Genomic DNA, 23,093 nt, shown 5'->3' with positions numbered 1-23,093 from the left:
CTCAGCGCGTTGACAGGGGGACGTCCAAGGCGATCGCGCGACTCCGGCGTCGGTGGTGACTCCGAGCGTCGTGTACTGATCCAGGTTCATGAGTGTCCCTCGCGCGGCACTCCGCGGTTCGCCGCCGATTGCCCGAGCCGGCCGATCCTCGATCAGATCGCCGACAAGTGGTCGATGATGGTCATGGCGGTCCTGGAGCGACCGACCCGGTTCAACGAGATCAAGCGGCAACTGGAGGGCGTCACGCAGCGAGTACTGACCCAGACGCTGCGCAAACTCGAACGCAACGGCATGATCCGGCGCCGGGTGCTGGAGACCTCTCCGCTCGGCGTGGAGTACTCCATCACGCCCCTCGGTGAGTCGTTCCGGGATCCCTTCACGCGCCTGTACGAGTGGACGGTCGAGCACAGCGATGACGTCCTGTCGGCGCAACACGAATACGACGCGCGCCGGGCGACCGGCTAGTCGCGGGCCAGCACCCCGGCGAGGGTGGTCGTCACCATGCGGTGCACGGCTTCCGGCTCGGGCGGGGTGCCTTTCCGGTCGGCGAACAGCAGGTGCGCGGCGCCGATGAGCGTGGGCGCGAGCGTGTGCACGTCGGCGTTCTCCTTGAGGCGGCCTCGGTCGCGTTCGGCGGTCAGGTAGTCGGCGACCATCGCCGTCGCCTCGGTGAGCAGTGGAACTCCCGTCGGGTGGGTCCGGCGCAGGCGCGCCCGCAGCTCGTCGCGGAAGGTGATGAGGCTGACCATCGCGACGGCGACCGAGGTGAACAGCGAGGTCAGCGCCTCGGTGAGGTTGTCCGCGACCGTGCCGGTGCCCGCGGACTCGCGCAGCGCGGTGTGCCCGAGCCGCGCGATCCGGTCCTCGACCAGTTCGGCGAGGAAGCCGTCGAAGTCGGGAAAGTGCCGGTGCAGCACGCCTTTCGCGCAGCCCGCCTCCGTGGTGACCGCGCGGCTGGTCAGCTCGCTCGGCCCGTCGCGGAGCAGGACGCGTTCGGCCGCGTCGAACAGCTGCTCGCGCACGTCACGCAGGTGGACCCCGGTCGGCATCGTGCTCCTTGCTCTAGTGGGCGCTTGCCCACTACGGTGGGCACATGCCCACTTTACCTTCCGAACCCCACCAGCAGCGCCAGGTGGCGGAGTCCTTCGGGGCCGACGCCGAGCGCTACGACCGTTCCCGGCCCCGGTATCCGGACGCGATGGTGGAGCGGATCGTCGCCGCGAGCCCCGGACGCGACTTTCTCGATGTCGGCATCGGCACGGGCATCGCGGCACGGCAGTTCCAGGCGGCGGGCTGCCGCGTGACGGGGATCGACCCGGACGCGCGGATGGCCGAGTGGGCGCGGCGGTCCGGGTTCGAGGTCGAGGTGGCGAAGATCGAGGACTGGGACCCGGCGGGCCGGACGTTCGACGCCGTGGTCGCGGGACAGGCGTGGCACTGGGTGGATCTGGTGGCGGGCGCCCGCAAGGCAGCGGAGGTGCTGCGCCCCGGCGGGCGGCTCGCGGTGTTCTGGAACGGTTTCCAGCCGCCCGACGAGCTGGCGAAAGCGTTTGCCGAGGTGTACCGCCGGGTGCTGCCGGACTCGCCGATCACGGCTGCGGCGGGCCGGTCGGCGGCGGAGATCTATTCGCTGGGAGCCGCGAAGGCGGCCGACGGGATGCGGGAGACGGGCGCGTTCGGCGAGCCGGAGGAGTGGCGTTTCGAGTGGGAGCGCTCCTACCCGCGCGACGAGTGGCTGGACCAGCTCCTCACCCAGGGCGGGCAGGGATTGCTGCCGGAGGAGCAGCGCGAGCAGCTGCTCTCCGGCATCGCCGCCGCGATCGACTCCCACGGCGGCCGGTTCACGGCGCACTACACGACGATCGTCTCCACCGCGGCGCGGGTGTGACTACTCTGGCCGGGTGAGTGTCAAAGCCGCTGTCACGGCTCTGGTCGTCGTCCTCGTCATTTCGCTGGGGCTGATGGTCTGGGCGATCATCGACGGGAACTTCATCAACGTGGTCCTGGAAGCGGGTTTGGTCGCGTTCGCGGTGTACTCGCTCGTGCGGGTCAAGCGACATGGTAGGTCCTAAGTGGACAGCTTCGCGATGATGTCCCCGTAGGCGGCCAGCGTCCGCTCCCGCTGGTCGTGCATCAGGTACACCGCGAACTGGTGCACGCCCAGCTCCGCCAGCTCCTGCAGCCGCTCGATGTGAGCGGTCGCCGGGCCGGTCAGGCAGAACCGGTCGACGATCTCGTCCGGCACGAAGTCCGTCGACGGGTTGCCCGCGCGGCCGTGGTGGGCGTAGTCGTAACCCTGACGCTCGCGGATGTAGTCCGTCAGCTCGTGCGGCACCGGACCGGAATCCCCGTACCTGGCAACGAGATCCGCCACGTGGTTGCCCACCATGCCGCCGAACCACCGCAGCTGCTCCCGCTGGTGCGCCACGTCCTCGCCGACGTACGCGGGCGCCGCCACGCAGATCGTGATGCCCGCCGGGTCGCGGCCCGCCGCCCTGGCCGCCTCCTGCACCGCGCCGATGGTCCACCGCGCGATGGCCGGGTCCGCGCACTGCAGGATGAAACCGTCGGCGTGCTCGCCCACCATCTTCAGCGCCTTCGGCCCGTACCCGGCCATCCACATCTCCAGCCGCCCGTCGCGGACCCACGGGATGCGGACCTCCTTGCCGTTCAGGACGGCCGCCCGGCCCTCCGCCAGCTCCTTGACCACGTGCATCGACTCGCGCAAGGTGTCCAGTGTGGACGGCGGCTTGCCGATCACCCGGTGCGCCGAGTCGCCCCGGCCGATGCCGCAGACCGTCCGGTTGCCGAACATGTCGTTCAGCGTCGCGAACAGCGAGGCCGTCACCGACCAGTCCCGCGTGCCGGGGCTGGTCACCATCGGCCCCACCGTCAGCGCCGACGTGGCCGCGAGGATCTGCGAGTAGATCACGAACGGCTCCTGCCACAGCACGCACGAGTCGAACGTCCACCCGTAGCCGAACCCGCAGTCCTCCGCGGCCTTCATCAACCGCACGACGTCGCGCGCCGGCGGGTCGGTCTGCAGCACCACCCCGAATTCCACGGCGATCCCCTCAGTTCAGGTACTGGCACAGGTCACGCGACAGGAACCGGCCGTGACCCGTTCCGCCGCTGAAACCCGACGGCGAAACGACGACCTTTCCGCGCGACAGCACGGTTTCGACCTTCCCGGTGAGCTCGAACCCTTCGTACGCCGAGTAGTCCACGGCCATGTGGTGTGTCTCGGCCGACAGCGTCTGCGTCGCCGCCGGGTCGTAGATCACGATGTCGGCGTCTGCGCCCGGGGCGATCACGCCCTTGCGCGGGTACAGCCCGAACATCCGCGCCGGAGTCGTCGAGCACGCCTCCACCCACCGGCCCAGCGAGATCTCACCCGCGACCACGCCCTGGTGCAGCAGGTCCATCCGGTGTTCCACGCCCGGAATGCCGTTCGGGATCTTCGAGAAGTCGCCGCGGCCCAGCTCCTTCTGGTCCTTGAAGCAGAACGGGCAGTGGTCGGTGGACACCACGGACAGGTCGTTGGTCCGCAGCCCGCGCCACAGGTCCGCCTGGTGCTTCTTCTCCCGCAATGGGGGAGAAGCGACGTACTTGGCGCCCTCGAAGTCCGGACGAGCGAGGTCCTCGATGGACAGATAAAGGTACTGCGGGCACGTCTCGGCAAACACGTTCTGCCCCGCGTCCCGCGCCGCCGCCACCGCGGAAAGCGCTTCCGCCGCCGACAGGTGCACGATGTACAGCGGCGAACCGGTCACCCGGGCCAGGGTGATCGCCCGCGAAGTCGCCTCACCCTCCAAAGCGGACGGACGCGTCAACCCGTGCTGCACCGGATCGCCCTTGCCCTCCGCGAGGGCCTGCGCCACGAGCTGGTCGATCGCGATGCCGTTCTCCGCGTGCATCATGATCATGGAACCGGTCTCGGTGGCCTTCCGCATCGCCCGCAGGATCTCGCCGTCGGTCGAGTAGAACACCCCCGGGTAGGCCATGAACATCTTGAAGCTCGACACCCCGGCGTCGACGCAGCTCTCCATCTCCTTGAGCGTCGAGTCGTTGACGTCGGAGACGATCATGTGGAACCCGTAGTCGACGGCGCAGTTCCCGTCCGCCTTCTCGTGCCACTTGTCCAGTGTGGACGCCAGCGACGTGCCCTTGGCCTGCACCGCGAAGTCGATGATCGTGGTGGTGCCGCCCCACGCGGCGGCCGTGGTGCCCGTGGCGAAGGTGTCCGAGGAGAACGTGCCGCCGAACGGCATCTCCATGTGCGTGTGCGCGTCGATCCCGCCCGGCAGCACGTACTTCCCGGTCGCGTCGAGCACGGTGTCCGCGGTGTCGAACAACCCCGGCGCGGTCACGGCCGCCACCCGTTCGTCCTCGACCAGCACGTCCGCCGCCACGCCCCCGGCGGGGGAGAGCACCGTCCCGCCCTTGATGAGCGTGCGCATCACGGCGCCACGATCGAGTCGTAGGAGTCGGGCCTGCGGTCGCGGTAGAACTGCCACAGGTCGCGCACCTCGGCGAGGGCGTCCATGTCGAGGTCCCGCACGACCACCTCGTCGTCGGTGTCCGACGCCGCCTCGGCGACCAGCTCCCCGCGCGGGTCCGCGAAGTACGTCTGTCCGTAGAAGTCGTTGTCGCCCAACGGTTCCACGCCGACGCGGTTGATCGCGCCCACGTAGTACTCGTTCGCCACCGCCGCCGCGGGCTGCTCCAGCCGCCACAGGTACTGCGACAGCCCGCGGCTCGTCGCCGACGGGTTGAACACGATCTGCGCCCCGCCGAGCCCCAGCGCGCGCCAGCCTTCGGGGAAGTGCCGGTCGTAGCAGATGTACACCCCGATCCGGCCGACCGCGGTGTCGAACGTCGGATATCCCGTGTTGCCGGGCCGGAAGTAGAACTTCTCCCAGAAGCCCTTCACCTGCGGGATGTGGTTCTTGCGGTACTTGCCCAGGTACCGGCCGTCCGCGTCGATCACCGCCGCGGTGTTGTAGTACACGCCCGCCTGCTCCTGCTCGTACATCGGGGCGACGATCACGATCCCGTGCCGCTCGGCGACCTCCTGCAGCAGCTTCGTCGTCGGCCCGTCCGGAATGCCCTCGGTGTAGGAGTAGTAGTCCGCGTCCTGCACCTGGCAGAAGTACGGGCCGTAGAACAACTCCTGCAGGCAGACCACCTGCGCGCCCTGCGACGCGGCGCTCGCGATGGCCTCCACCGCGCCCGCGATCATCGAGTCCTTGTCACCCGTCCACCGCTGCTGCACCAACGCGGCCCTGACCAGGTTGCTCACTGACTTCCTCCTTCTCCTCGGACGCGCGACCCGGCAGGGTCAGCGCGAGGTAGACCACGAAAGCGCCGATCAGCCCGGCGACCCAGCTGTAGTCGTAGACCGGCTTGAGGAACGGGATCAGCCCGTCCGCGGGGAACGGCCCGCCGGACCCGGGCGCGGTGTAGGCGCCGCCGACCGCGAGCACCGCCCCGACGACGGTCGCGACGAGCGCCTGCCAGCTCCAGCCCGCGCGGAACCAGTACCGGCCGCGTTCGGTGTACAGCCCGGCGAGGTCGAGCGAACGCCGCCGCTGCACCCAGTAACCCGCGACAAGCACGCCCGCGACCGCGCCGAGGATCCCGCCGTAGAACCCGAGCCAGGTGAAGATGTAGATGTTCGGGTCGGAGTAGAGCTTCCACGGCTGGATCACCACGCCGATCACGCCGGTGATCAGCCCGCCGAGCGCGAACGTGACGCGCTTGGGGAAGGCGTTGGAGAAGTCGTAGGACGGGCTCACCACGTTCGCCGCCAGGTTCGCCGAGATCGTCGCGAGCACCAGCGCGATCAGCGCGACCACCACGAGCACGGGGCTGGAGAACCGGTCGGCCAGCCGTGCCGGGTCCCAGATCGCCTCGCCGTAGAGCAGCTGCCCGCCGGAGGTGGTCAGGATCGCCACGATCGCGATGAACGTCATCGTGGTCGGCAGGCCGAGCAGCTGCCCGCGCACCTGCTTGCCCTGGCTGCCACCGAACCGCGTGAAGTCCGGCATGTTCAGCGACAACGTGGACCAGAACGCGATCATCGCCATCAGCGACGGCGCGAACACCTTCCAGAAACCGCTTCCCCAGCCGAGTTTCGCGGGCTCGGCGAGGATCGGGCCCGGGCCGCCCGCCTTGACGAGCACGTAGGCCAGCAGGATCAGGAAACCGACCGACACCAGCGGCGCGGTCCAGTTCTCGAAGCGCCGCACCGCTTCCATGCCCCGCCAGATGATCAGCATCTGCACGACCCAGAACACCGCGAACGACAGCCACAGCGTCCACGGCTGCCCGCCCACCTCGGCCGCGTGCCGCCAGCCGCCGCCGGCGAGCTTGCCGACGAGGATGTAGATCGCCTCGCCGCCGACCCACGTCTGGATGCCGAACCAGCCGCACGCGATGAACGCGCGCAGCAACGCGGCCAGGTTCGCCCCGCGGATTCCGTAGAACGCCCGCGCGAACACCGGGAACGGGATGCCGTACTTGGTGCCCGCGTGGCTGTTGAGCAACATCGGCACCAGCACGATCAGGTTGCCCAGCGTGATCGTGACGAGCGCCTGGAGCCAGTTCATGTTCAGCGCGATGAGCGAGGACGCGAGCGCGTACGACGGGATGTTGTGGGCCATCCCCATCCACAGCGCGAAATAGTTGTACGTGTTCCAGGTGCGCTTTTCCACCGGGACGGGCGCCAGTTCCTCGTTGAAGAACCGGCTGCCCCGCAACGGCGCGGGATCGCTGAGCTCCACCCTGCCGTCGGGGTGGGTGATCTGCGAGGGTGCCATTGCGGAATGGTGCGCGCCCGGTGCGGGCGCCCGGCATTGGCAGAGTGTTCACCGTTGCCCGCGCACGCGCGCATTCTGCCGGTTGCGCGGGGCGGGCAGCGGTGCTCCGTGACGTGTCGTTGATCTACCGGAAACAATCCCGGCTACGCGAAGCCTACGAGAAGTCGAAAACGCTCGCGGTGCCGGCGTTCGCGGCGCAGCGGTTCTGGTAGCCGCGGGAGAACACCACCGGACGACCGTGCCAGTGCCCGGTGGCCGTCGCGGTGACCGGGGCGTAGATCATCGGGCAGAGGATCTCCTCCTTCGGCAGGCGGCCGAAGTCGCCGTCCACGGAGTCGAGGGTGCGGCAGGCGCGGTCGGCGTGCGGGTGGCTGCCGCCGGCGGGACCGCATTCGAGGGTCACCGAGGACAGCGCACCGGACTCGGTGCGCACCGAAAGGGTGAACGTGGACTCCGCGGGCGAGGGATGGGCCAGCGCGAGGACCGACACCATGGCGGGCACGACAGTAGAGAAAGGCATAACGAGGGTATCGGCCGTTTTTCCTTGACCCTCGCCTACACGACCGAGTGAACTACTCCTACTGGTTCCGTGGGGATTTGCTTGGCGGTGCGGGTAGCGGAACTTCAGCGGCCTTCTCGCTCCGGGATCGCCTCCTCATGACCGCCAGGTCACCACGTCGGCGCTGTCCTCGCGAGAAGACCGCTGAGAACCCGCGGGGTGCGGGTTGACGGCCCCACTTGAGCGGCTTCGCCGCCGAAAAGAACTACTCCCGCAGGTCGTGGGCCAGCAGCGCGACGTACAGCGAGAGCATCGACTCGGGGTCTTCCAGCGGCACGCCGAGCACCTGCTCGATGCGCGCGAGCTGCTGGTAGTACGCCGTGCGCGAGGTGTGCGCCGCGGCCGCGGCGGCCGACTTGTTCCCGCCCTGCTCGCAGTAGTGCCGCAGCGCCTGCACCAGCCGCGTGCCCGCCGCGGCGTCCCGCGACAACAACGGCCCCAGCTCCCGAGCCGCGAACGCCTGCACCCGCTCGTCGTCCGCGAGCAGGTGCAGCAGCCCGCGCAGCCGCACGTCCTCGAGCCGGTGCAGGGGCCGGTCCTCGCCGCCGTGCGTCGCGGCCGCCGCGACCTGCGCCGCTTCGACGAGACTGCGCCGCGCGTGCGCCGGGGAGGTCACCGTCGTGCCGGCGGCGAGCACCCGGGGCGACCGGACCTCGCCCGCCAGCCGGTCGAGCACGGCGTCGACGTTCGCCTTGGGGGACAAGGAAAGCAACGCCCGCACGCTCAGCTCGTCGACGCCCGCGACGAGCGCGGACACCTTCGCCCGCCGCGCCGCGAGCGACACGGTCTCCGCCAGTTCCCGCAGCACGGCGGCCGCGGACCCGGCGGGCTGCCGGGTTTCGGTGAGCCGCGGCCGGATCGCGACCCCTACCAGCTGCCGCCCGGTCAGCGGCACGCCGAGCGCCGACGCACGGGCCAGCAGTTCGGCCGACGGCACGGGCGCCGCGAGCAGCTCGCCCAGCACGGCCCGGTGCGCCTGACGTTCCAGGCTGTCGCTGTCCCGCGCGACCAGCCGGTGCACGGCGAGCGCCGACGCGGCCCGCTCGGCGACCACGACGTGCCGGTGCGGCGGCGGCTCGTCCGACACGAGGATCAGCCGCCCCCAGTCGTGCCCGCGCGCGCCGACGATCGTCACCAGCCACCCGGCCTCGGCGGCGTACCCGGTCCGCTCCCCGACGTGCACCGTCCGCGAGCGCGGCAGCCAGCCGGTCAGCAGGTCACCCGGATCAGTGCCCGCGGTGTCGTATGCGAGCACCTCGTGCGACAGCGTCTCCAGCACCGCGGGCCGTTCGGTCAGGCGGACCACCTCACGCAGGACGTCCGCGGGCTCGGCGCCCGCGACGGTCAGCTCCGTGAACACCTGGTGCACCTGTTCGGCGGCCCGCAGCTCCGCCACCTGGGCGTCGACGATCTGCCCGTTGACCGTCTCCGTCACCGTCACGTAGCGCGTTTCACGGGACAGGGTGATCAGCGGCAACCCGTTGCGGTCGGCGGCGGCGACCAGCGCCGGGGGCAGCGCGTCGCTCCAGTGCCGCACCAGCTCCACCACGAGCCCCGCCACGCCCGCCTCGGCGAGCCCGTCGAGGTACTTCGCGAGCGCGGCCGGGTCGTCGGGCAGCGCGATCCCGGTGGTCAGCACCAGCTCGCCGCCCTTGAGCAGGTGCCCGATGTCGGCCACCTCGGCCACGTGCACCCAGCGCACGCGGTTGTCCAGCCCCTCCGCCCCGGCGACCACGCGCGGCCGACCGTGGCGCACCACGGGCAACGCGAGCACGTCGGCGACGGTGGGATACATAGGGCACAAACTGTACGGGCGGAATGCCTGATCGGTACATGTTGCTCGTGTCGGCTCCTCCCGTTGGTGGCCAGACTCGGGGGCATGAGCGAATCGGAGCTGGCGGCCCGGCACCGCGCCGTCCTGCCGAAGTGGCTGGCGCTGTACTACGACGAGCCGATCGAGATCGTGCGGGCGCGGGGCAGGCGCGTGACCGACGCCGACGGCACCACCTACCTCGACTTCTTCGCGGGCATCCTGACCAACGCGATCGGCTACGACGTCGCCGAGATCTCCGACGCGGTGCGCGCCCAGTTCGACACCGGCGTGCTGCACACCTCGACGCTGTACCTCATCCGCAAGCAGGTGGAGCTCGCCGAGCAGATCGCGCAGCTGTCCGGAATCCCGGACGCGAAGGTGTTCTTCACCAACTCCGGCACCGAGGCCAATGAGACCGCGCTGATGCTCGCCACGCAGTACCGGCGCAGCAACCAGGTGCTGGCGCTGCGCAACTCCTACCACGGGCGTGCCTTCGCCACCGTCGGCATCACCGGCAACCGCGGCTGGTCGGCCAGCTCGCTCTCGCCGCTCAAGGTCAGCTACGTGCACGGCGGCTACCGCTATCGCGACCCGTTCGGCGGCCTGTCCGACGCCGACTACGTCAAGGCGTGCACCGACGACCTGCGCGACGTCCTGCAGACCACCACCTCCGGTGACGTCGCCGCGCTCATCGCGGAGCCGATCCAGGGCGTCGGCGGGTTCAACGTGCCGCCGGACGGGTTGTTCGCCGCGTTCCAGGAGGTCCTCGACGAGTACGGGATCCTGCTGATCTCCGACGAGGTCCAGACCGGCTGGGGCCGCACGGGCGAGCACTTCTGGGGCATCCAGGCGCACGGCGTGACCCCGGACGCGATGACGTTCGCCAAGGGACTGGGCAACGGGCTCGCGATCGGCGGGGTCGTCGCGCGGGCCGACGTGATGGACTCGCTCACCGCCAACTCGATCTCGACGTTCGGCGGGAACCCGGTCGCCACGGCGGGCGCGAAGGCCACTTTGGACTACCTGCTCGACAACGACCTGCAGGGCAACGCGCTCAAGCTCGGCAACCACCTCATCGCGGGCCTGCGCGATCTCGGCGAGCGCTGTGACATCGTGGGAGACGTGCGTGGCAAGGGCCTGATGATCGGCGTCGAGCTCGTCGAGTCCGGCGGTAAGGATCCCAGTCCCGCCAACGCTTCCGCCGTGCTGGAGGAGACGAAGGCGCGGGGCCTGCTGGTCGGCAAGGGCGGGTTGCACGGCAACGTCATCCGCCTCGCGCCGCCCATGACACTGACGAACGAAGAAGCGGACGAGGCGCTGGAGATCCTGTCGGCGTCGATCGAGGAGGTCGCCCGATGACCGCACGCATCAGCCACTGGATCGACGGCAAGCACTGGGCCGGCGTCGCCGAGCGGACCGGGGAGGTGTTCGACCCCGCCACCGGAGAGGTCCGTGCGCACGTGGACTTCGCCGGTGCCGGGCAGGTGGACGAGGCGGTCGCCGCGGCCGCCCGCGCCTTCCCCGGGTGGCGGGACACCTCGCTCGCCGCGCGCAGCCGCGTGCTGTTCGCGTTCCGCGAGCTGCTGGCCGCCCGCAAGGACGAGCTGGCGAAGATCATCACGAGCGAGCACGGGAAGGTCGAGTCGGACGCGGCGGGGGAGATCGCCCGTGCCATCGAGAACGTCGAGTACGCGTGCGGCGCGCCGCAGCTGCTCAAGGGCGGCTTCAGCGAAAACGCTTCCCGCGGCGTGGACGTGTACTCGATCGCGCAGCCGCTGGGCGTGGTCGGGGTGATCTCGCCGTTCAACTTCCCCGCGATGGTGCCGCTGTGGTTCGTGCCGAACGCGCTGGCGTGCGGCAACACCGCCGTGCTCAAGCCCAGCGAGAAGGACCCGTCGGCTTCGGTGTTCCTCGCGGAGCTGTTCGCCGAGGCCGGGCTGCCGGACGGTGTGCTCAACGTGCTGCACGGCGACAAGGTCGCGGTCGACGGGTTGCTCGAACACCCGGCGGTGAAGGCGATCTCGTTCGTCGGCTCGACGCCGATCGCGCGTTACGTCTACGAAACCGGTACCGCGCGCGGCAAGCGCGTGCAGGCGCTGGGCGGCGCGAAGAACCACATGGTCGTGCTGCCCGACGCGGACCTCGACCTGGCCGCCGACGCCGCGGTGTCGGCGGGCTTCGGCTCGGCGGGGGAGCGGTGCATGGCGGTGTCGGTGGTGGTCGCGGTCGAGCCGGTGGCGGACGAGCTGGTGGCGAAGGTCACGGAGCGGATGGCGCGGCTGAAGGTCGGCGACGGGCGGGACCCGGCGTCGGAGATGGGGCCGCTGGTGACCGCCGCGCACCGCGACCGCGTCCGGTCCTATGTGGAGGCCGGGCTCGCCGAGGGTGCGTCGCTGGTGGTGGACGGGCGGGACGTCGCGGTGCCGGGCGGCGGCTTCTGGCTGGGGCCGACGCTGTTCGACCGCGTCACCCCGGAGATGTCGGTGTACCGCGACGAGATCTTCGGCCCGGTGCTGTCGGTCGTGCGGGCGGGCAGCTACGACGCGGCGCTGGAGCTGGTGAACGCCAACGCGTACGGCAACGGCACGGCGATCTTCACCAACGACGGCCGCGCCGCGCGCCGGTTCCAGAACGAGGTGGAGGTCGGCATGGTGGGCCTCAACGTGCCCATCCCGGTGCCGGTGGGCTACTACTCCTTCGGCGGCTGGAAGGACTCCCTGTTCGGCGACAGCCACGCCTACGGCCCGGAGGGCTTCCACTTCTTCACCCGGCGCAAGGTGGTGACGAGCCGCTGGCCGGACCCCAGCCAGGGCGGGGTGAACCTGGGCTTCCCGCGCAACTCGTGACCCCTCCGCTGGCACTCGACGCGGAAGAGTGACAACTTCCGTAAACTCGGTGTCAGGTGCACCGGGACTGCGGAGGTGAAGGGGTGGCCAGCTCGGACGAGCGACGCTTCGAAGTGCTGCGTGCCATCGTCGCCGACTACGTCGCCCACCACGAGCCGGTCGGCTCGAAGGCGATCGTCGACCGGCACAACCTGGGCGTGTCGAGCGCGACCGTGCGCAACGACATGGCCGCGCTGGAGGAGGACGGCTACATCACGCAGCCGCACACCAGCGCGGGCCGGATCCCGACGGACAAGGGCTACCGCCTGTTCGTCGACCGGCTCTCCGACATCAAGCCGCTGAGCAGCGCGGAACGCCGGGCGATCACGAGCTTCCTCGACGGCGCGCTCGACCTGGACGACGTGCTGCGCCGCTCGGTGCGGCTGCTCGCCCAGCTCACCCGGCAGGTCGCGGTCATCCAGTACCCCACGATGTCCAACGCCAGGCTGCGGCACCTGGAGGTCGTCCCGCTGACCCCGGCCCGGTTGATGCTCGTCGTGATCACCGACTCCGGCCGGGTCGACCAGCGCACGATCGACCTCGGGGACGTGCTCGGCGAGGACGACGTGGCCCGCATCCGGGACGTGCTCAACTCGAAGCTCTCCGGCCTCCGGCTCACCGATGCCGCCGCGCGCGTCGCCGAGCTGCCGGAGCAGGCGCCGGGTGAGCTGCGCGACGCGCTGGTGCGGGTCTGTACGGTGCTCGTCGAACACCTCGTGGAGCACCCGGAGGAACGGCTCGTCCTCGGCGGCACCGCGAACCTGACCCGCAACGTCGCGGACTTCCCCGGCTCGCTCCGGCAAGTGCTGGAGGCGCTGGAGGAGCAGGTCGTGGTGCTGAAGCTGCTGGCCGCGGCGCGCAACCCCGGTGCGGTCACGGTGCGCATCGGCGAGGAGAATGAGGACGAGCAGATGCGCAGCACCTCCGTGGTGTCCATCGGCTACGGGAAGGACGACATGCTCCTGGGCGGCATGGGCATCGTCGGGCCGACCCGGATGGACTACCCCGGCACGATCGCCGCGGTGCGCGCGGTCGCCAACTACGTGGGCCAGATCCTGGCCGGCAGCTGACCGGCGAGTTCTTGAGGGCTTTGGCAGGAGGACATGAGAACGGTGGCGAGGGACTACTACGGCATCCTGGGCGTGCCGAAGAACGCGAGTGATCAGGAGATCAAACGCGCGTACCGGAAGCTGGCCCGGGAGCTGCACCCCGACGTCAACCCCGCCGAGGACGCGCAGCACAAGTTCAGTGAGGTGACCACCGCCTACGAGGTCCTCTCCGACCCGCAGAAGCGCAAGATCGTCGACCTCGGCGGCGACCCGCTGGACAACGGCGCGGGCGCGCGGGGCGGCGGCGGGGACCCGTTCGGCGGTTTCGGCGGGCTCGGCGACATCATGGACGCCTTCTTCGGCGCCGCCACGGGTGGCGGCCGCGGCCGCGGCCCGCGCAGCCGCGTGCAGCCGGGGTCGGACGCGCTGATCCGGATCTCGCTGTCGCTGGAGGAGTGCGCCACCGGTGTCAGCAAGGAGATCCCGGTCGACACCGCGATCCTGTGCGACGTCTGCCGCGGCGCCGGCACCGGGCCGGGCGGCACGGTCAAGACGTGCGACACCTGCAACGGGCAGGGCGAGATCCAGTCGGTGCAGCGGTCGTTCCTCGGCCAGGTGGTCACGGCCCGGCCGTGCCCGGTGTGCCGCGGCTACGGCGAGGTCATCACCGACCCGTGCCGCCAGTGCGGTGGCGACGGCCGCGTGCGGGCGCGCCGCAACGTGACGGCGAAGATCCCGGCGGGCGTCGGCGACGGTATGCGGATCCGGCTGTCCGGGCAGGGCGAGGTCGGTCCCGGCGGTGGCCCGGCGGGCGACCTGTACGTGGAGATCGACGAGGAGCCGCACGACGTGTTCCTCCGCGAGGGCCACGACCTGCACTGCAACCTCCGCGTCCCGATGACCACGGCCGCACTGGGTGCCACCGTGCCGCTGGAGACGCTGGTCGACGGCGAGTTCGAGCTGGACATCGAGCCGGGCACCCAGCCCGGCGCGGAGCTGCTGCTCACCGGCAGGGGCATGCCGCGGCTGCGGTCCTCCGGGCGTGTCGACGGCCGTGGTGATCTGCACGTGCACATCGACGTCGTGGTGCCGACGAAGCTCGACGACGCGCAGCGCGAGCTGCTGCGTGAGCTGGCGCAGCAGCGGGGCGAGGACGTGTCGACGCTCGCCTCGGGCGGCCGGTCGGGTGGGCTGTTCTCGAAGCTGCGCGGCGCCAAGAGCCACCGGTAATGCCGGGCACCACCGCGCCGGTGTTCCTCGTCGAGGAGCTGCCGGCGGGTTCGCGTGCCGTGCTCGGCGGCGACGAGGCGCGGCACGCGGTCACCGTGCGCCGGATGCGCGCGGGGGAGCGGCTGACGTTGTCCGACGGCGCGGGCACGGCGGCGGACTGCGTGGTCGAAGCCGTGCGGCCAGGGCGTGAGCCGGAGCTGGACGTCACCATCGAGGAACGCTGGACCGAGCCGGAGCCGGCGTTGCGTGTCGTGGTCGCGCAGGCGCTGGCGAAGGGCGACCGCGGCGAGCTGGCGGTGGAGCTGGCGACGGAGGCCGGCGCCGACGCGATCCTGCCGTGGCGGGCCGAACGCAGCGTCGCGCGCTGGGAAGAGGGCCCGCGTGGCGCCAAGGCCCGCGGCCGCTGGCAGGCCACGGTCCGGGCGGCGGCGAAACAGGCGCGAAGGGCGTGGGTCCCGCCGGTCGAGGAACCGGTCGACACGGCGGGCCTCGCGGCGGCGGTGCAGGCGGCGGCGGTGGCGCTGGTGCTGGAAGGCACCGCGGCGGAACGGCTGACCAGGGTGGAGCTGCCCGCCGAGGGCGAGGTGCTGCTCGTGGTCGGTCCCGAGGGCGGCATCACGGACGCGGAGCTGGAGACGCTGCGCGAGGCGGGCGCCGTCCCAGTCCGGCTCGGCCCCACGGTGCTGCGCACCTCCACGGCGGCCGCGGTGGCACTGGGTGCTCTGGGCGCACGCACCAGCAGGTGGGACTGAGCCCTGGGGCAAAACAGGAAAAATCAAGACGCAATATGGCGTTCCCGTAGCCGCAACCACTACGCTTGCACCACCTGGGGCCGGGTTCTTCCATCCCTGGGTTTCCAGACCCCGCCGGACACCTCCCCCCTCGGTCCGGCGGAGCCGCGGCGGCGGTGGGGCGACCCCCAGGTTCTACCGCCCCGCGGCGTCTGATGCTCGGGCTTCGCCCTTCGCCGACTGCGGGGCGGCAGAGTGTCTTTTGGGGGTCGAACCCCCAAACCCCCGCCAGGAGGGCTCCGCCCCCTGGACCCCCGCTGGGGGCTGCGCCCCCTAGTCCCCGCCCCCCGTGCGGTGCCGGTTGCGATGTCGGGTGCCGGTTTTCGTCGTACCGGCGGTATAGGCTCCGCTCATGAGTGACGATGCGGAGACGTTGTTCGAGCGGATCATCGCCGGGGAGATCCCGGCGGACGTCGTGTACTCCGACGACACCACGTTCGCCTTTCGCGACATCCGGCCGCAGGCCAGGGTGCACGTGCTGGTGGTGCCGAAGAAGCGATACCGGAACGTGGCGGAGCTCGCGGCCGCCGATCCGCAGCTGCTCGCCGATGTGGCGAAGACCGCGGAGAAGGTCGCGGAACTTGAGGGAATCAAAGAGTCGGGTTACCGCGTTGTCTTCAACACGGACAGTGATGCCGGGCAGACCGTCTTCCACGTGCACGCGCACGTACTGGGCGGTGAGCAGCTCGGACTGTTCGGCAGGCACGAGTAACCACCTGCGACACGCGGGGGCGTGCCGCTAGCATCAATGATGTCAACACCATCGACCAGCGCACGGCGCAGAAAGCAGGCCCGAGGGCACGTGGCCGGTACCGCACCGGGTGGAGCCGCCCGATCCGACGTCCCCCAGGACGTCCCCCAGACCAGCACGGACGTCACCGAGATCGCCACCAAGAGTGCGCAGTCCCGGTTCCCCATCCCCGACACCGCCGCGCTGACGCTGCTCGGCTCCCGTGACGAGAACCTCCGCGTCGCCGAGGAACTGCTCGAAGCGGACGTGCACGTCCGCGGCAACGAGGTCACCCTCACGGGCGCCCCCGCCGACGTCGCGTTCGCCGAACGGGTCTTCGCCGAGCTGGTCACCCTCGCCGGACGCGGGCAGCAGGTCGGTCCGGACACCGTGCGCCGCACCGTCGGCATGCTCTCCGCGGGCGGCAAGGAGTCCCCGGCCGAAGTGCTGAGCATGGACATCCTGTCCCGCCGTGGCCGCACCATCCGGCCCAAGACGCTGAACCAGAAGCGGTACGTCGACGCCATCGACAAGCACACCATCGTCTTCGGCGTCGGTCCCGCGGGCACGGGCAAGACGTACCTGGCCATGGCCAAGGCCGTGCAGGCGCTGCAGGCCAAGCAGGTCACGCGCATCATCCTGACCCGCCCCGCGGTCGAGGCCGGGGAGCGGCTGGGCTTCCTGCCGGGCACGCTGTCGGAGAAGATCGACCCGTACCTGCGGCCGCTCTACGACGCGCTGCACGACATGGTCGACCCGGACTCCATCCCGCGCCTGATCCAGGCGGGCACCATCGAGATCGCGCCGCTCGCGTACATGCGCGGGCGCACCCTCAACGACGCGTTCATCATCCTCGACGAGGCGCAGAACACCACGCCAGAGCAGATGAAGATGTTCCTGACCCGGCTCGGCTTCAACTCCAAGATCGTGGTCACCGGGGACGTCACGCAGGTCGACCTGCCCAACGGGCAGCGCAGCGGCCTGCGCGTCGTGCGGGAGATCCTGGAGGGGGTCGACGACCTGCACTTCGCCAACCTCACGAGCCAGGACGTGGTGCGGCACCGGCTGGTCGGCGACATCGTCGACGCCTACGAGAAATGGCAGGCCACGCAGGAGGCCGCCACCGGAAACGGCTGGAAAGGCCGCCACTAACACCTCATGAGCATCGAAATCGCCAACGAGTCCGGCATGGCGGTCGACGAGACCTCCATCGTCTCCGCCGCCCGCTTCGCCCTCGACCGCATGGAGGTCAGTCCGCTCGCCGAACTGTCCGTGGTGCTGGTCACCCTCGACGTGATGAGCGACCTGCACGTCCGCTGGATGGACCTGCCCGGTCCCACCGACGTGATGGCCTTCCCGATGGACGAGCTGGACGCCGCCCGCCGCCCCGACGCGGGGGACACCTCGCCCGCGCTGCTGGGTGACATCGTGCTGTGCCCGGCGTTCGCCAAGGACCAGGCCCGCACGGCGGGTCACTCGCTGATGGACGAGCTGCACCTGCTCACCGTGCACGGCGTGCTCCACCTGCTCGGCTACGACCACGCCGAGCCCGCCGAGGAGCGCGAGATGTTCGGCCTGCAGAAGCGGATCCTCACCGACTTCAAGGCCGCGGTCAGCGCGGCGAAGCGGCGGGACGCGCAGCGGTCCAACGACGACCGCCTGCTCGGCGCGGCCGGGCTGCACGCCGCCGACGACCCCGCGGAAAACACCTAGCCGATGGCGAGCTCGGCCTCACTGCTGGTGATCGCCGTCGCGCTGGTCCTGCTGGGTGGGGTGTTCGCCGCGGCCGACGCGGCGGTCAGCACGGTCTCCCCGGCGCGCGTCGACGGGCTGATCCGGCTGGGCCGCCCGGGTGCGCGGCAGCTCGCGGCGGTCGTCGCGGAGCGGCGGCGGCACATCAACCTGTTGCTCCTGCTGCGGATGATCTGCGAGCTCACCGCCACCGTGCTGGTCACGGTGGTGTTCCTGCGCTGGATCTCGCCGGAGTGGCTCGCGGTGATCGTCACGGCCGTCGTGATGGTCGTGATCAGCTACGTCGTCATCGGCGTCGGCCCGCGCACCATCGGCCGCCAGCACCCGTACCGCGTCGGCGCCGCCGTCGCCGGTCCTGTGCGGGTGCTCGGCACCGTGCTGGGCCCGCTGTCGCGGTTGCTGATCCTCGTCGGCAACGCGATCACGCCGGGCCAGGGTTTCCGCGAAGGCCCGTTCACCTCCGAAATCGAGCTGCGTGAGCTGGTCGACCTCGCCCAAGAACGCGGGGTCGTGGAGCCCGCCGAGCGCGAGATGATCCACTCGGTCTTCGAGCTGGGCGACACCGTGGCGCGCGAGGTGATGGTGCCGCGCACCGAGATCATCTGGATCGAGCAGGAGAAGACGGTGCGCCAGGCGCTCGCGTTGTCGCTGCGCACCGGGTTCACGCGCCTGCCCGTGATCGGCGAGTCGGTCGACGACATCGTGGGCGTGGTCAACCTCAAGGACCTCGTGCGCGCCTCCCTCGACGACGGTTCGGCGAAGCCCGTGGCGCAGCTGATGTACCCGGCGAGCTTCGTGCCCGACTCCAAGCGCCTCGACGACCTGCTGCGCGAGATGCAGCTGTCCCACAACCACATGGCCATCGCGGTGGACGAGTACGGCGGCACCGCGGGCCTGCTGACCATCGAGGACATCCTCGAGGAGATCGTCGGCGAGATCACCGACGAGTCCGATCTGGAGGAACGTCCGCCGGTGGAGCACCTCGACGACAAGTCCGTGCGCGTCTCCGCGCGCCTGGGCGTCGACGATCTCGGCGAGCTGTTCGGCCTCGAACTGGCGGACCACGACGTGGAGACCGTCGGCGGCCTGCTCGCCCAGCGCCTGGGCCGCGTGCCGCTGCCCGGCGCGGAGGCCGAGGTCGACGGCCTGCGCCTGCACGCCGAGGGCGGCAAGGACCGCCGCGGCCGGATGCGGATCACCACCGTCGTGGTGCGGGCGGCGGACGACGCGATAGCCGGACGTAGGGTGCGTACCGGCAACCAGGACGAACGCGACGGGAGCGTGGAGTGATGGCCGAGTTGGGGCCGGAAGACGAGAAGATCGTGGTCCTCGCCCGGTCGGCCAGGGCCCGCACCCAGGCCACCGAGGGCGCCGCGGTGCGCGACACCGACGGCCGGACGTACGCGGCCACCACGGTCGAGCTGCCGTCCTTCCAGATCACGGCGGTGCAGGCGGCCATCGCCGCGGCCGTGTCGAGCGGGGCGGAAGGGCTGGAGGCGGCGGCGGTCGTCACGCACCGGCCGATGGTCGACGGCGCGTCGGTGCAGGCGGTGCGGGACCTCGCGGTGGACGCGCCGATCATCCGCGCCGACCTCAAGGGCGACGTGCAGGAAGTGCTGCGGTGACGCACCGTTCCGGTTTCGCCTGCTTCGTCGGCCGTCCCAACGCCGGCAAGTCCACGCTGACCAACGCGCTGGTCGGCAGCAAGATCGCGATCACGTCCAGCAAGCCGCAGACCACGCGGCACGCGATCCGCGGCATCGTGCACCGCGACGACGCGCAGCTGGTCATCGTCGACACCCCCGGCCTGCACCGCCCGCGCACGCTGCTGGGCGAGCGGCTCAACGACATCGTGCACTCGACTTGGTCCGAAGTGGACGTCGTCGGGTTCTGCGTGCCCGCCAACGAAAAGGTCGGTCCCGGCGACAAGTTCATCGCCAACGAGCTGCGCAAGATCGCGAAGCGGACGCCGGTGGTCGGCATCGTCACCAAGACCGACCTCGTGGGCCGCCAGCAGATCGCCGACCAGCTGCTCGCGCTGCAGGAGGTCATGGACTTCGCCGACCTGATCCCGGTGTCCGCGGTCGACGGCTTCCAGGTGGGGCAGCTGGCGGACCTGCTCGTCGAGCGGCTGCCGGAGGGCCCGCAGCTGTACCCGGACGGCGACCTCACCGACGAGCCCGAGCAGACGCTGGTCGCGGAGCTGATCCGCGAGGCCGCGCTGGAGGGGGTGCGCGACGAGCTGCCGCACTCGATCGCCGTCACGGTCGAGGAGATGCTGCCGCACGAGGGCCGCGACGACATGGTGGACGTGCACGCGTTCCTGTACGTCGAGCGGCCCAGCCAGAAGGGCATCATCCTGGGGCACAAGGGCGAACGGCTGCGCACGGTGGGTTCCGAGGCGCGGCGGCACATCGAGGCGCTGCTGGGCAGCAAGGTGTACCTCGACCTGCACGTCAAGGTGGCCAAGGACTGGCAGCGCGACCCGAAGCAACTGCGGCGGCTCGGTTTCTGAGTTCTGTCGGTGCTCCGTGAGACGATGTTCCGGTGAGCCTCTATCGCGATACCGGTGTGGTGCTGCGGGTGCACAAGCTGGGTGAGGCCGACCGGATCATCACCCTGCTCACCCGGCGGCACGGCAAGGTCCGTGCCGTGGCCAAGGGCGTGCGCCGCACCACCTCGCGGTTCGGCGCGCGGCTGGAGCCGTTCGGGCACGTCGACGTGCAGTTCTACACGGGCCGCACGCTCGACGTGATCACCCAGGTGCAGACGGTGGACGCGTTCGCGTTGCCGCTGGTGGGCGACTACCAGCGCTACACCGCGGCCAGCGCGATCGCCGAGACGGCGGACAGGCTGACGGCGGAGGAGGGCGAGCCGGCGGTCCGGCTGTACCTGCTGGTCACGGGTGCCCTGCGGGCGCTGGCCGACGGTGAGCGCGACCCGTCGCTGGTGCTGGACGCGTTCCTGCTGCGGGCGATGGCGTTCGCGGGCTGGGCGCCGGCGATCACGGAGTGCGCGCGCTGCGGGTTGCCGGGGCCGCACCGGGCGTTCAGCGTCCAGGCGGGCGGTTCGATGTGCGGCACGTGCCGCGCGCCGGGGTCGGTGCACCCGGCGCCGGAGGTGCTGCTGCTGCTGGATGCCCTGCTGCACGGCAACTGGGACGTCGCGGAGTCGTCGGTGCAGGGCACGAGGCGGGACGCGAGCGGCCTGGTGGCGGCCCACCTGCAGTGGCACCTGGAACGGCAGCTGCGTTCGCTCCCGCTCGTGGAGCGGCGGGCGAAGGAGGTGGCCAGGGGCGGGGCGTAGCGGGTCCCTCGTCCGGGGCAAGTAGGGTCGGACGGCGGAAGCGAGCTACGGGAGGCGGATCAGGGTGCTGCGCAGGGGACGTCAGGACACCGCGGTGGCGCTGCGGGCGCCGGATCCGCACCCCTCCGGGGCGCGGCCGCCGGAGATCCCGGCCGAGCTGGTGCCCCACCACGTGGCCCTCGTGATGGACGGCAACGGCCGTTGGGCCAACCAGCGGGGCCTGCCGCGGATCGAGGGGCACAAACGCGGTGAGGCCGTCATGATCGACGTGGCGAGCGGTGCCGTCGAGCTGGGCGTCAAGTGGCTGTCGGTGTATGCCTTCTCCACCGAGAACTGGAAGCGCAGCCCCGACGAGGTGCGCTTCCTCATGGGCTTCAACCGGGACACGATCCGCCGCCAGGTGGACTACCTCGGCTCCATCGGTGTGCGGATCCGCTGGGCGGGCCGGGCGCCGAGGCTGTGGCGCAGCGTCATCAAGGAGCTGCAGGCCGCCGAGGAGAAGACGAAGAACAACACGTTGCTGAACATGACGATGTGCGTCAACTACGGCGGCCGGGCCGAGATCGCCGACGCCGCGCGCCGTCTCGCGCAGCTCGCCGCCGAGGGCAAGGTCAACCCGGACAAGATCGACGAGCGGATGCTGGCGAAGTACATGTACCAGCCCGAGATGCCGGACGTGGACCTGTTCCTGCGGCCGTCGGGGGAGCTGCGGACGTCGAACTTCATGCTGTGGCAGTCGGCGTACGCGGAGTTCGTCTTCCAGGACACGCTGTTCCCCGACTTCGACCGGCGCCAGCTGTGGGCGGCGTGTCTGGAGTACGCCAAGCGGGACCGCCGTTTCGGCGCCGCTGTCGACGCCGCGAAGGGTGCCTCATGACGAGCGAAGCCGCGGACACCGCGGAGCTGCTGGACCGGGCGCGCGAGGCGCTCGAACGCTACCTGGAGGTGCACGTCGACGACGACGGCGCCCTGACCTTCTCGCATGCCGGCGTCCCGGCGGTCATCCAGGCGACGCAACTCGCCGAGGGCCTCACGGTGCTGAGCCTGACGTGCGTGGTGGCATGGGATCTGCCGGACCAGCCGGGAGTCGCGGCCTCAGCGGCGGAGCGCGCGGGGCAGGGCCTGTTCGGCACACTGGGAGTGACCCACACGGACCGTGGTCTGGACCTGACGCTGCGCTACGCGTTCCCGGCGCAGGGACTGGAAGTCGCGGCGCTGGGCACGCTGCTGATGCTGGTGGTCTCGACGGCCTCGCAGCTTCGCGGAGAGCTGGTCCCGACACAGGGCTGAGGGCGGCGAGCGTCGGCACCTGTCGGTGCCGACTCGACCGGAGTCTGTAGCGAGGCGGCTGGTTGGGTGCGCGGGCTCGCCGCTCGCGGGCCGCACGGCGGGGGAGCCGGAGTGGTTTGCCGACGGAGTCCGCCGTCTTCGCAGGCCGCACCCTCCCAGGCCGCGCCCCCACTTCGACGCCGCCCCTCCGCAACCCTGCCCCTCTTCAAGTCGGGCCCCTCCCGAGCTGCGGCCCTTCTCAAGCCCTGCCCCTCACCGAGCCGCGCCCTCTCCCCGCTCCGCCAAGCCACCCTCCCCGCCCGCCCCAGTTGCGCCCTTTTCACGCCCCGTTCCCCAAGTCCCGCCCCCGGCGAAAACCTCACCCCTTCTTCGTCCACTCCGGCTGCGCCCTTTCCGGGCCGCGTTCCCCGAGCGCCGCCCTCTCGAACCTTCGCCCTGCCAAGCCGCGCTCCTTCTTCGTCCACTCCGGCCGTGTCCTTTCCGGGCCGCGTTTCCCGAGCGCCGCCCTCTCGAACTTTCGCCCTGCCAAGCCGCGCCTCTTCCTCGCCCACCCGGCCGTGTCCTTCCACGCCCCGTTCCCCCGAGTCCCGCCCTCTCCAACCTCCGCCCCCGGCGAAAACCTCACCCCTTCTTCGTCCACTCCGGCTGCGCCCTTTCCGCGCCGCGTTCCCCGAGCGTCGCCCTCTCGAACCTCCGTCCCCGCCAAACCGCGCTCCTTCCTCGCCACCCAGTCGTGCCCTTCCACGCCGCGTTCCTCCCCGAGCCCCGCCCCGCCCGACCTCCGCCGCCGAGCCACATCCCTCCTCGCCCCCGACCGCGCCCTCTCTGAGCCCCACCCCTTCCCGGGGTCGCGCCCCCCAACCCCCG

The 23,093-nt window shown here is 70.9% G+C and carries 24 protein-coding genes; 17 read left to right on the top strand and 7 right to left on the bottom strand.

The features are described from left to right. Positions 1 to 144 precede the first annotated feature (144 nt). Complete coding sequence (locus FHX82_RS37690) at positions 145 to 465, top strand: winged helix-turn-helix transcriptional regulator (protein WP_261377199.1); 321 nt, start codon at positions 145 to 147, stop codon at positions 463 to 465. On the opposite strand, the gene FHX82_RS13750 is transcribed toward FHX82_RS37690, so the two are convergent. Further along, complete coding sequence (locus FHX82_RS13750; protein ID WP_145936654.1) at positions 462 to 1,049, bottom strand: TetR/AcrR family transcriptional regulator; 588 nt, start codon at positions 1,047 to 1,049, stop codon at positions 462 to 464. The two genes, FHX82_RS37690 and FHX82_RS13750, sit on opposite strands and share 4 nt — an antisense overlap. A 44-nt stretch (positions 1,050 to 1,093) precedes the next feature. On the opposite strand from FHX82_RS13750, the gene FHX82_RS13745 reads away from it, so the two are divergent. Both FHX82_RS13745 and FHX82_RS13740 read left to right on the top strand, forming a co-directional pair. Continuing rightward, on the top strand, positions 1,094 to 1,888 hold the full coding sequence (locus FHX82_RS13745; RefSeq protein WP_145936653.1) for a class I SAM-dependent methyltransferase: 795 nt from the start codon (positions 1,094 to 1,096) through the stop codon (positions 1,886 to 1,888). A 13-nt stretch (positions 1,889 to 1,901) separates the two neighbouring features. Continuing rightward, on the top strand, positions 1,902 to 2,072 hold the full coding sequence (locus tag FHX82_RS13740) for a hypothetical protein (protein WP_183176627.1): 171 nt from the start codon (positions 1,902 to 1,904) through the stop codon (positions 2,070 to 2,072). Here the strand turns inward: FHX82_RS13740 and FHX82_RS13735 are convergent. The 6 genes from FHX82_RS13735 to FHX82_RS13710 all read right to left on the bottom strand — a co-directional run bounded on the left by FHX82_RS13735 (position 2,069) and on the right by FHX82_RS13710 (position 9,175). Next, the gene (locus FHX82_RS13735) at positions 2,069 to 3,064 is read right to left on the bottom strand and encodes a TIGR03842 family LLM class F420-dependent oxidoreductase (RefSeq protein ID WP_145936652.1); all 996 of its coding nucleotides are present in this window, start codon (positions 3,062 to 3,064) and stop codon (positions 2,069 to 2,071) included. The two genes, FHX82_RS13740 and FHX82_RS13735, sit on opposite strands and share 4 nt — an antisense overlap. Before the next feature lie 10 nt (positions 3,065 to 3,074). Then, positions 3,075 to 4,460, bottom strand: coding sequence for a dihydropyrimidinase (gene hydA / locus FHX82_RS13730; RefSeq protein ID WP_145936702.1), 1,386 nt, complete (start codon positions 4,458 to 4,460; stop codon positions 3,075 to 3,077). Continuing rightward, the gene (locus FHX82_RS13725; protein ID WP_145936651.1) at positions 4,460 to 5,302 is read right to left on the bottom strand and encodes a nitrilase-related carbon-nitrogen hydrolase; all 843 of its coding nucleotides are present in this window, start codon (positions 5,300 to 5,302) and stop codon (positions 4,460 to 4,462) included. Before FHX82_RS13725 ends, hydA begins: the two co-directional genes overlap by 1 nt. Further along, positions 5,253 to 6,821, bottom strand: a complete 1,569-nt coding sequence (locus tag FHX82_RS13720) for an NCS1 family nucleobase:cation symporter-1 (RefSeq protein WP_145936650.1) — start codon at positions 6,819 to 6,821, stop codon at positions 5,253 to 5,255. Before FHX82_RS13720 ends, FHX82_RS13725 begins: the two co-directional genes overlap by 50 nt. A 154-nt stretch (positions 6,822 to 6,975) precedes the next feature. Beyond that, positions 6,976 to 7,341 (bottom strand): SSI family serine proteinase inhibitor, encoded by a 366-nt coding sequence (locus tag FHX82_RS13715; RefSeq protein WP_145936649.1) that lies wholly within the window; start codon positions 7,339 to 7,341, stop codon positions 6,976 to 6,978. A gap of 244 nt (positions 7,342 to 7,585) precedes the next feature. Further along, positions 7,586 to 9,175 (bottom strand): PucR family transcriptional regulator, encoded by a 1,590-nt coding sequence (locus tag FHX82_RS13710; RefSeq protein ID WP_145936648.1) that lies wholly within the window; start codon positions 9,173 to 9,175, stop codon positions 7,586 to 7,588. 84 nt (positions 9,176 to 9,259) lie between these two features. Here FHX82_RS13710 and FHX82_RS13705 point away from each other — a divergent pair, with 84 nt between their 5' ends. The 14 genes from FHX82_RS13705 to FHX82_RS13640 all read left to right on the top strand — a co-directional run bounded on the left by FHX82_RS13705 (position 9,260) and on the right by FHX82_RS13640 (position 22,226). After that, entirely contained in the window at positions 9,260 to 10,552 is a 1,293-nt protein-coding gene (locus FHX82_RS13705) for an aspartate aminotransferase family protein (protein WP_145936647.1), read from the top strand. After that, complete coding sequence (locus tag FHX82_RS13700) at positions 10,549 to 12,039, top strand: CoA-acylating methylmalonate-semialdehyde dehydrogenase (RefSeq protein ID WP_145936646.1); 1,491 nt, start codon at positions 10,549 to 10,551, stop codon at positions 12,037 to 12,039. Before FHX82_RS13705 ends, FHX82_RS13700 begins: the two co-directional genes overlap by 4 nt. An 83-nt stretch (positions 12,040 to 12,122) precedes the next feature. Beyond that, on the top strand, positions 12,123 to 13,148 hold the full coding sequence (gene hrcA, locus FHX82_RS13695) for a heat-inducible transcriptional repressor HrcA (protein WP_145936645.1): 1,026 nt from the start codon (positions 12,123 to 12,125) through the stop codon (positions 13,146 to 13,148). A 42-nt stretch (positions 13,149 to 13,190) separates the two neighbouring features. Continuing rightward, a complete protein-coding gene (gene dnaJ, locus FHX82_RS13690; protein ID WP_145936701.1) occupies positions 13,191 to 14,357 on the top strand; it encodes a molecular chaperone DnaJ in 1,167 nt (388 codons plus the stop codon). Beyond that, the gene (locus FHX82_RS13685; RefSeq protein ID WP_145936644.1) at positions 14,357 to 15,109 is read left to right on the top strand and encodes a 16S rRNA (uracil(1498)-N(3))-methyltransferase; all 753 of its coding nucleotides are present in this window, start codon (positions 14,357 to 14,359) and stop codon (positions 15,107 to 15,109) included. Before dnaJ ends, FHX82_RS13685 begins: the two co-directional genes overlap by 1 nt. 391 nt (positions 15,110 to 15,500) lie before the next feature. Beyond that, on the top strand, positions 15,501 to 15,860 hold the full coding sequence (locus FHX82_RS13680) for a histidine triad nucleotide-binding protein (protein ID WP_145936643.1): 360 nt from the start codon (positions 15,501 to 15,503) through the stop codon (positions 15,858 to 15,860). A gap of 90 nt (positions 15,861 to 15,950) precedes the next feature. Continuing rightward, positions 15,951 to 17,030, top strand: coding sequence for a PhoH family protein (locus tag FHX82_RS13675; protein WP_145936642.1), 1,080 nt, complete (start codon positions 15,951 to 15,953; stop codon positions 17,028 to 17,030). 6 nt (positions 17,031 to 17,036) lie between these two features. Further along, positions 17,037 to 17,591, top strand: a complete 555-nt coding sequence (ybeY, locus tag FHX82_RS13670) for an rRNA maturation RNase YbeY (protein ID WP_145936641.1) — start codon at positions 17,037 to 17,039, stop codon at positions 17,589 to 17,591. Positions 17,592 to 17,594: 3 nt separating this feature from the next. Further along, positions 17,595 to 18,920, top strand: a complete 1,326-nt coding sequence (locus FHX82_RS13665; protein WP_145936640.1) for a hemolysin family protein — start codon at positions 17,595 to 17,597, stop codon at positions 18,918 to 18,920. Further along, positions 18,920 to 19,255: a cytidine deaminase-like protein gene (locus tag FHX82_RS13660; RefSeq protein ID WP_145936639.1), complete on the top strand. Its 336-nt coding sequence runs from the start codon at positions 18,920 to 18,922 to the stop codon at positions 19,253 to 19,255. The genes FHX82_RS13665 and FHX82_RS13660 overlap by 1 nt, the downstream gene beginning before the upstream one ends. Continuing rightward, positions 19,252 to 20,145, top strand: coding sequence for a GTPase Era (gene era, locus FHX82_RS13655; RefSeq protein ID WP_145936638.1), 894 nt, complete (start codon positions 19,252 to 19,254; stop codon positions 20,143 to 20,145). Before FHX82_RS13660 ends, era begins: the two co-directional genes overlap by 4 nt. Before the next feature lie 32 nt (positions 20,146 to 20,177). Continuing rightward, on the top strand, positions 20,178 to 20,936 hold the full coding sequence (gene recO, locus FHX82_RS13650; RefSeq protein WP_145936637.1) for a DNA repair protein RecO: 759 nt from the start codon (positions 20,178 to 20,180) through the stop codon (positions 20,934 to 20,936). Positions 20,937 to 21,000: 64 nt separating this feature from the next. After that, the gene (locus FHX82_RS13645; protein WP_145936636.1) at positions 21,001 to 21,813 is read left to right on the top strand and encodes an isoprenyl transferase; all 813 of its coding nucleotides are present in this window, start codon (positions 21,001 to 21,003) and stop codon (positions 21,811 to 21,813) included. Continuing rightward, positions 21,810 to 22,226 (top strand): hypothetical protein, encoded by a 417-nt coding sequence (locus FHX82_RS13640; protein WP_145936635.1) that lies wholly within the window; start codon positions 21,810 to 21,812, stop codon positions 22,224 to 22,226. The genes FHX82_RS13645 and FHX82_RS13640 overlap by 4 nt, the downstream gene beginning before the upstream one ends. Positions 22,227 to 23,093: the final 867 nt, after the last annotated feature.

Origin of the sequence: Amycolatopsis bartoniae (assembly GCF_014191255.1) — a bacterium.
In the GTDB taxonomy this organism is placed as follows: domain Bacteria; phylum Actinomycetota; class Actinomycetes; order Mycobacteriales; family Pseudonocardiaceae; genus Amycolatopsis_E; species Amycolatopsis_E bartoniae.
The sequence above is the reverse complement of the archived record's forward strand: the minus strand, read 5'-3'. Positions and strand labels throughout refer to the sequence as shown.

Coding starts and splice junctions, on each gene's coding strand:
- ybeY (WP_145936641.1), top strand. CDS start 17,037: ATGAGCATCGAAATCGCCAACGAGTCCGGCATGGCGGTCGACGAGACC.
- FHX82_RS13710 (WP_145936648.1), bottom strand. CDS start 9,175: ATGTATCCCACCGTCGCCGACGTGCTCGCGTTGCCCGTGGTGCGCCAC.
- FHX82_RS13750 (WP_145936654.1), bottom strand. CDS start 1,049: ATGCCGACCGGGGTCCACCTGCGTGACGTGCGCGAGCAGCTGTTCGAC.
- FHX82_RS13680 (WP_145936643.1), top strand. CDS start 15,501: ATGAGTGACGATGCGGAGACGTTGTTCGAGCGGATCATCGCCGGGGAG.
- FHX82_RS13685 (WP_145936644.1), top strand. CDS start 14,357: ATGCCGGGCACCACCGCGCCGGTGTTCCTCGTCGAGGAGCTGCCGGCG.
- FHX82_RS13705 (WP_145936647.1), top strand. CDS start 9,260: ATGAGCGAATCGGAGCTGGCGGCCCGGCACCGCGCCGTCCTGCCGAAG.
- hydA (WP_145936702.1), bottom strand. CDS start 4,460: ATGCGCACGCTCATCAAGGGCGGGACGGTGCTCTCCCCCGCCGGGGGC.
- FHX82_RS13665 (WP_145936640.1), top strand. CDS start 17,595: ATGGCGAGCTCGGCCTCACTGCTGGTGATCGCCGTCGCGCTGGTCCTG.
- FHX82_RS13640 (WP_145936635.1), top strand. CDS start 21,810: ATGACGAGCGAAGCCGCGGACACCGCGGAGCTGCTGGACCGGGCGCGC.
- FHX82_RS13660 (WP_145936639.1), top strand. CDS start 18,920: ATGGCCGAGTTGGGGCCGGAAGACGAGAAGATCGTGGTCCTCGCCCGG.
- FHX82_RS13715 (WP_145936649.1), bottom strand. CDS start 7,341: ATGCCTTTCTCTACTGTCGTGCCCGCCATGGTGTCGGTCCTCGCGCTG.
- FHX82_RS13700 (WP_145936646.1), top strand. CDS start 10,549: ATGACCGCACGCATCAGCCACTGGATCGACGGCAAGCACTGGGCCGGC.
- FHX82_RS13720 (WP_145936650.1), bottom strand. CDS start 6,821: ATGGCACCCTCGCAGATCACCCACCCCGACGGCAGGGTGGAGCTCAGC.
- FHX82_RS13745 (WP_145936653.1), top strand. CDS start 1,094: ATGCCCACTTTACCTTCCGAACCCCACCAGCAGCGCCAGGTGGCGGAG.